Here is a 5,316-nt window from a genome sequence, read left to right as displayed (position 1 = left end):
TTTCGAGTGCGGCGTGCTCAACGGCCGAGTCGAACCCGGCAGCACGGTCGCCATCGTCGGGTCAGGACCGATCGGGCTGGCCGCGCTCCTGACCGCGCAGTTTTATTCGCCTGCGCAGATCATCATGATCGACATGGACGCCAACCGTCTGGAATGCGCGAAGCGATTCGGCGCGACGGCGTGCATCGATCCGCGCGCGGGCGACGCCGTGGATGCGCTCATGAAACTCACGGACGGCGTGGGCGTGGATTGCGCGATGGAGGCCGTCGGCGTGCCTGCGACGTTCGAACTGTGCCAGCAGATCGTGGCGCCGGGCGGCGTGATCGCGAACATCGGCGTGCATGGCGTGCCGGCGTCGCTGTTCCTCGACAAGCTGTGGGACCGCAACGTGTCGATCACGACGCGCCTTGTCGATACCGTGAGCACGCCCATGCTGCTCAAGACGGTGTGCGCCGGACGGATCGATCCGAACCGGCTGATCACGCATCGCTTCGCGTTCGACGACATGCTCAAGGCCTATGAGACGTTTTCGCAGGCGGCGAGCACGCACGCGTTGAAGGTCATTGTCGAGATGTGATTCGCCACGGGCAACCGCGGGCTTTCCGCTGCCGGATAGCAGGCCGCGCGGCTTGATTCAAGTCAATGCGCGCAGCCCGGCAATCTCTAAATTGAGTCATACCGGGGCGTTGGCCCTTAACGGAGGACCTCATGCAAGCATCAGACATCATGACGACGGACGTCATCACCGTGCGCCCCAATGCGTCGATTTTCGAGGCGGCGACGCTGCTCGCCGACCATCACATCAGCGGCATTCCGGTCGTCGACGATAGCGGAGCCGTTGTCGGCATTCTCAGTGAAAGCGATTTGCTACATCGCGTGGAAACGGGCACCGGCAAGCCGCAGCGAAGCTGGTTTGGGGAATTCCTCCATTCGACGCGCAAGCTCGCGGGCGAGTACCTGAAGGAAAACGCGGTGAAGGTGGACGACGTCATGACCGCCAATGTCGTTTCGGTTTCGCCTTCCACGCCACTCAGCGAGATCGCCGATGTGCTCGAACGCCTTCGAATCAAGCGGGTGCCGGTGCTGGATCAGGGCAAGCTCGTGGGTATCGTCAGCCGTGCGAACCTGATCCGCGCGCTGGCGAGCGCGGCGCGCCCCGATCAGGCAGGGCTCGTTTCGGACGAGACCATCCATCGCGACGTGATTCAGGCGCTCGCCGGGCATCGCTGGGCAATGCCGGCGGAGAACGTCGTCGTGAAGGAGGGCGTTGTCCACTTCTGGGGTACGGTGAACTCGGAGGAGGAGCGCAAGGCGATACTCGTCTCGGCGCAGCTCGTGCCCGGCGTCAAGGGTGTCGAGGACCATCTCGGCTACCCGGTGGTGTTCACGCCGATGTAAGAAAGGCGGACGCGTTCAGGCGTGGGGAAGGCTGGGCCAGCAACACGACTGGCCCGGTTTTTTTGTCGGGCTTCGCCGTCGTGCTGCTTCCCGTGTGTCGACGCTCGGCGTGTGGCGCTGCGTCAGTGCGACATGAGCACCGGCAGCGTCATCGTGGCCAGGATCGAGCGTGTGGCGCCGCCCAAAACGAGTTCCTGCAGGCGCGCGTGACCGTATGCCCCCATCACGAGCAGATCGTAGCCGCCGTCTGCCGCAAAACTGAGCAGCGCGTCGCCCGTGGCTGCGGCGGCGTCGCGGTCGAACCGGGTGATTTCGACCTTCGTTGCGCCATGGCGCGCAAGCATGGCCGCGAGGTCGGCACACGACGCTTGCCGCTCGGCAGGCACGATGGACGTAGAAGCGGACAGAGAATCAGTTGCAGAAGCGGCCACGATGGTCACGTGGGCCGCCCGCGCGATAAAAGGCATGGCGTCGTGCACGGCGCGCGCGGCCTCGCGGCTGCCGTTCCAGGCCACGAGCACGCGCTCGCCCACCGACTCGAAGCTGCCTGCATACGGCACGACCAGCACGGGGCCGCCCGCGCCAAGCAGCACGGTCTCCGTAAAGTGCTCAGCAATATAGGATTCCGGATCGTCCCGATCGGTTTGCCCCACGATCACGAGGTCGGCGCTCCGGCTGCGCTGCATGACCGCCGTGACCGGATCCCCCTCGGCCGTCACCCAGGCGCCATCGACCTGCGCTCGCAACAGCTCGGCTCGAAAGAGGCGCTCGATCGCGCCGCGTTGTTCGCGCCGCAGCTTGCGGTGCGTGTCGTAATAGTCGGCCGTGCCGGCCATCACGTAAAACTCGCGCGGGCGCGGCTCGAACGCCGCGAACAGTCCATCCAGATGCGCGCCAAACCGGCGGCCCAGCTTCAACGCAAGCGCGAGACGCGCGCTTGCGCGTGCGCTCGTGTCCATGTGCACCATGATCGTCTTGTAGCTCATCGTGATCTCCAGCGAACGGGGGCGTTCCACCGCCCCTCGAGGCGGAGAAAGTGATTCGAGTCTAGGGACGGCGGGCTCGTTGCGATTGATTTGAATCAACCATCTCTTCCTGGCGAAATAGGTCGCCCCTGGAACCCGGAAAAAGGAGACATTGAGGCAGATCAATCGGAATCGGCAGTCCGTGCGTAGATTGAATACAGCGCGACGCTTCGCAGAGTTCGTGCGCCACGCAAGCCGAAAAGGAGGCAAGGCAATGAGCAATCTGACACGTTATGACCCGTTTTCCATGGAGCCTGTTTCGGACCTCTTCCAGGGGCTGTTCCGGCCAATGCGCGGCGTGCTGGCCGCCGAGGAGAGCGAACTCGCGACGATCAAGCTCGACGTTACGGAAAGCGAGAAGGCCTACACGGTCAAGGCCGAGATGCCGGGTGTCGACAAAAAGGACATCGACGTGAAGATCGACGGGAATGTGGTTTCGATTCACGCGAAGGTCGAGCGCACGACCGAGCAGAAGGAAGGCGAGCGCGTCATTCGCCGCGAACGGTACAGCGGCGCCTTCGCACGCACGTTCTCGCTTGCCAGCGATATCGACGAAAGCAGCGCCAACGCGCAGTATCAGGATGGCGTGCTCTCGCTCACGCTGCCGAAAAAGGCACCTGCGGAACAGAAGCGACTGCAGATCCAGTGAGCCATGGCGCGCGCCATTGTGCCGCAGGCGCATTCGCTGCGCGCCTTCTTGGGAGAACGAAATCATGTCACTTACCGGCCATATCGACTCGGGCGCCTGGAGCGTTCAGGCCCGCACATCGCCGGCTCCGCAGGGCGGCTTTCTCTGTGAAGTCAGCGTCACGCACGGTCCACAAACGCAGTGCTTCTCCCACGCGTTTGCGCATCATCGCGTGTTTGAAACCGAGCGAGAGGCGGTGCTCGAGGGGTTGCGCGAAGGCATGGTGTGGATCGACCTGAAAATCCATCACGCGTTCGAAGTGTAGAAAGGCCTGCCTGGAGGCAGTAGTGAGCCTTCGGGTAGCGACGATGCCGACTTCTGAAGGGGCGAGGCGATGGGACTCGGGATGCAAATCGTCTATCTGGGTTTCGCCGGTTCATCTGCCCTCGAGGCGGAAGCCGGCGTTCAGTTGCTGCGCCTCGAGCGGTTCAGCGGCGTGCTGGCAGGGTGTCATCTCGCGATCGAGCGAATGCATTCCGTGCAGCCGGGAAGCTGCCGCCCGGCCTATGACGTTCGTCTCGACCTTGTTTCGACTTCGAGGCAACTCGCGCCGCTTGGCCATTGCGAAGGTGACGACCCTGTGGCTGCCATGCGTGCGGCATTCGACGCCGCCGAGCGCCAACTGGGTTCAGCCGCGCCCGCAGGCGCCGTTTACCGAAACGGTGCGCCGCGCGGCGATCACTGATCGACGCCACGCTTGAGGAGTCGCCCTATCGGGCTTTACTGGCTCAGTACCCACTGAACGAGCGTATGCGCGTCTTCGGCCGATAGCGGGCCGCCGCGGTCTGCGGGCAGCGGCATGGCCATGTCGCCCCAGTGGGGCTTGCCGCCGTGCCTGAGCTTGTCTTCGAGCATGACCTCGGCATTCGGCTTGTTGCGGTAGCGCTCGGCGATCTGGTGAAACGACGGCGCGAGAAATGGCGCATCCGACGTGTGGCAGAACATGCAGTGCTGCTGATCGACAAGCTCGGTGGGTTCGGCAAGCTGCGCGTGCGCAGCACCGGCATACAGCGCCACCGCGCATACCGCTGCGGCGTGAAACAGGATCGTGTTCGCGCGCGCGTGGAGCGACGCAATCACCGGGAGGCAAGCAACAGGTGCAGGACGGCGTGGCATCGAATGTCTCCTCGAGTGCAGCCGGGGAGCGCAGTGCCGCCGGCCAGATGCATGAATGAAATAAAAAGCGGCGCCGTGCGTCACACGCGCGCGAGCCCTTCCAGATCGACGAGGCGAATCTGCTTGCCATTGGGCTCGACGAGGCCTTCGCGCTGAAAGCGCGAGAACATCCGGCTCACGGTTTCGAGCTTCAGGCCGAGAAAGCAGCCGATTTCCTCGCGGCTCATCTTCAGGTTGAGTTGCGCGCCGGAGTAGCCGCGCGCCTGGAAGCGCGCCGCGAGATCGAGCAGAAACGCGGCGAGGCGCTGTTCGGCGGTCATCGTGCCGAGGAGCATCATCAGGCGCGACTCGCGCACGATCTCGCCGCTCATCAGCCGGTAGAGGTGGCGCTGCATGCGCCGGCTCTCGCGGCAAAACGTTTCGAGCTGGCCGAACGGCATGATGCAAACCGTGCTGTCTTCGAGTGCAATGGCGTCGCAGCGGTGTGTGCCGGAGCAAACGCCGTCGAGCCCGAGCGGCTCGCCCGGAATCTGGAAGCCCGTGACCTGCTCGCGCCCGTCCCGATGCATGACGACCGTCTTGAACGATCCGGTACGGACGGCGTAGAGGCTCTGGAAGGCGTCGTGCGCGCGAAACAGCGTTACGCCGCGGTGCACGGTGCGCGTGGTGAGGACCACGGTGTCGAGTTGCCGGAGTTCTGCGGCCGTGAGGTCCGGCGGCATGCAGACCGCACGCAGCGAGCAGCTCGAGCAGCGCGCGGCGGCCTCGCGCTCGGCGGGCTGCGGCGACACGACGAGCCAGGGCGGGGATAGCGGCGTGGACAGTGAGGATTCGCAGGCTGCCTCGGCATACATGATCGTCTCCCGTTCAGCGCGCGGGGGCGGCGCGCCGGTTCACTAGCGCTTCAATGGCTTCGCAAGCGGCTTCGAACTCAGACGTCTTGTCGAAGAAAAAATGGGCTCCCGCTCGTTGGCAGGCGGTGCGAAACGGTGCGGCGGAGTGATTCGTCAGCACGACCGTCACGACCGAGGGTTGCTCGTGAGCCAGCAGGGACAGCAATTCGATGCCGCTGCCGCTCGCAAGCCTCAA

At 64.4% G+C, this 5,316-nt stretch carries 8 protein-coding genes and 1 pseudogene; 5 read left to right on the top strand and 4 right to left on the bottom strand.

The genetic code is table 11. The features are described 5' to 3' along the window. Together U5A52_RS42570 and U5A52_RS42565 are read left to right on the top strand one after the other, a co-directional pair. Positions 1-577: zinc-binding dehydrogenase (locus tag U5A52_RS42570; protein ID WP_321940372.1), on the top strand; the 577-nt coding region annotated here is incomplete at its 5' end. Positions 578-708: 131 nt separating this feature from the next. After that, entirely contained in the window at positions 709-1,398 is a 690-nt protein-coding gene (locus U5A52_RS42565; RefSeq protein ID WP_321917308.1) for a CBS domain-containing protein, read from the top strand. 122 nt (positions 1,399-1,520) lie between these two features. On the opposite strand, the gene U5A52_RS42560 is transcribed toward U5A52_RS42565, so the two are convergent. Continuing rightward, a complete protein-coding gene (locus U5A52_RS42560; RefSeq protein ID WP_321940370.1) occupies positions 1,521-2,384 on the bottom strand; it encodes a universal stress protein in 864 nt (287 codons plus the stop codon). A gap of 253 nt (positions 2,385-2,637) precedes the next feature. Between U5A52_RS42560 and U5A52_RS42555 the strand changes: the two genes are divergently transcribed. The 3 genes from U5A52_RS42555 to U5A52_RS42545 all read left to right on the top strand — a co-directional run bounded on the left by U5A52_RS42555 (position 2,638) and on the right by U5A52_RS42545 (position 3,796). Further along, positions 2,638-3,072, top strand: coding sequence for an Hsp20/alpha crystallin family protein (locus U5A52_RS42555; RefSeq protein WP_321917312.1), 435 nt, complete (start codon positions 2,638-2,640; stop codon positions 3,070-3,072). A 64-nt stretch (positions 3,073-3,136) separates the two neighbouring features. Continuing rightward, positions 3,137-3,376: a UDP-glucose 4-epimerase gene (locus U5A52_RS42550; RefSeq protein ID WP_321917314.1), complete on the top strand. Its 240-nt coding sequence runs from the start codon at positions 3,137-3,139 to the stop codon at positions 3,374-3,376. Positions 3,377-3,445: 69 nt separating this feature from the next. Next, a complete protein-coding gene (locus U5A52_RS42545) occupies positions 3,446-3,796 on the top strand; it encodes a hypothetical protein (protein WP_321917316.1) in 351 nt (116 codons plus the stop codon). A gap of 35 nt (positions 3,797-3,831) precedes the next feature. On the opposite strand, the gene U5A52_RS42540 is transcribed toward U5A52_RS42545, so the two are convergent. The 3 genes and pseudogenes from U5A52_RS42540 to U5A52_RS42530 form a co-directional block, all read right to left on the bottom strand. After that, a complete protein-coding gene (locus U5A52_RS42540; RefSeq protein WP_321917317.1) occupies positions 3,832-4,227 on the bottom strand; it encodes a c-type cytochrome in 396 nt (131 codons plus the stop codon). Positions 4,228-4,307: 80 nt separating this feature from the next. Then, positions 4,308-5,081, bottom strand: a complete 774-nt coding sequence (locus tag U5A52_RS42535) for a helix-turn-helix domain-containing protein (RefSeq protein WP_321940368.1) — start codon at positions 5,079-5,081, stop codon at positions 4,308-4,310. A gap of 13 nt (positions 5,082-5,094) precedes the next feature. Then, positions 5,095-5,316 (bottom strand): annotated as a pseudogene (locus U5A52_RS42530) (two-component system response regulator); the annotation flags it as partial.

The sequence above is a fragment of the Paraburkholderia sp. J8-2 genome (assembly GCF_905220195.1).
Taxonomy (GTDB): Bacteria; Pseudomonadota; Gammaproteobacteria; order Burkholderiales; family Burkholderiaceae; genus Paraburkholderia.
This window is presented reverse-complemented; position numbering and strand designations above follow the sequence as displayed.

Coding starts and splice junctions, on each gene's coding strand:
- U5A52_RS42565 (WP_321917308.1), top strand. CDS start 709: ATGCAAGCATCAGACATCATGACGACGGACGTCATCACCGTGCGCCCC.
- U5A52_RS42560 (WP_321940370.1), bottom strand. CDS start 2,384: ATGAGCTACAAGACGATCATGGTGCACATGGACACGAGCGCACGCGCA.
- U5A52_RS42555 (WP_321917312.1), top strand. CDS start 2,638: ATGAGCAATCTGACACGTTATGACCCGTTTTCCATGGAGCCTGTTTCG.
- U5A52_RS42550 (WP_321917314.1), top strand. CDS start 3,137: ATGTCACTTACCGGCCATATCGACTCGGGCGCCTGGAGCGTTCAGGCC.
- U5A52_RS42545 (WP_321917316.1), top strand. CDS start 3,446: ATGGGACTCGGGATGCAAATCGTCTATCTGGGTTTCGCCGGTTCATCT.
- U5A52_RS42540 (WP_321917317.1), bottom strand. CDS start 4,227: ATGCCACGCCGTCCTGCACCTGTTGCTTGCCTCCCGGTGATTGCGTCG.
- U5A52_RS42535 (WP_321940368.1), bottom strand. CDS start 5,081: ATGTATGCCGAGGCAGCCTGCGAATCCTCACTGTCCACGCCGCTATCC.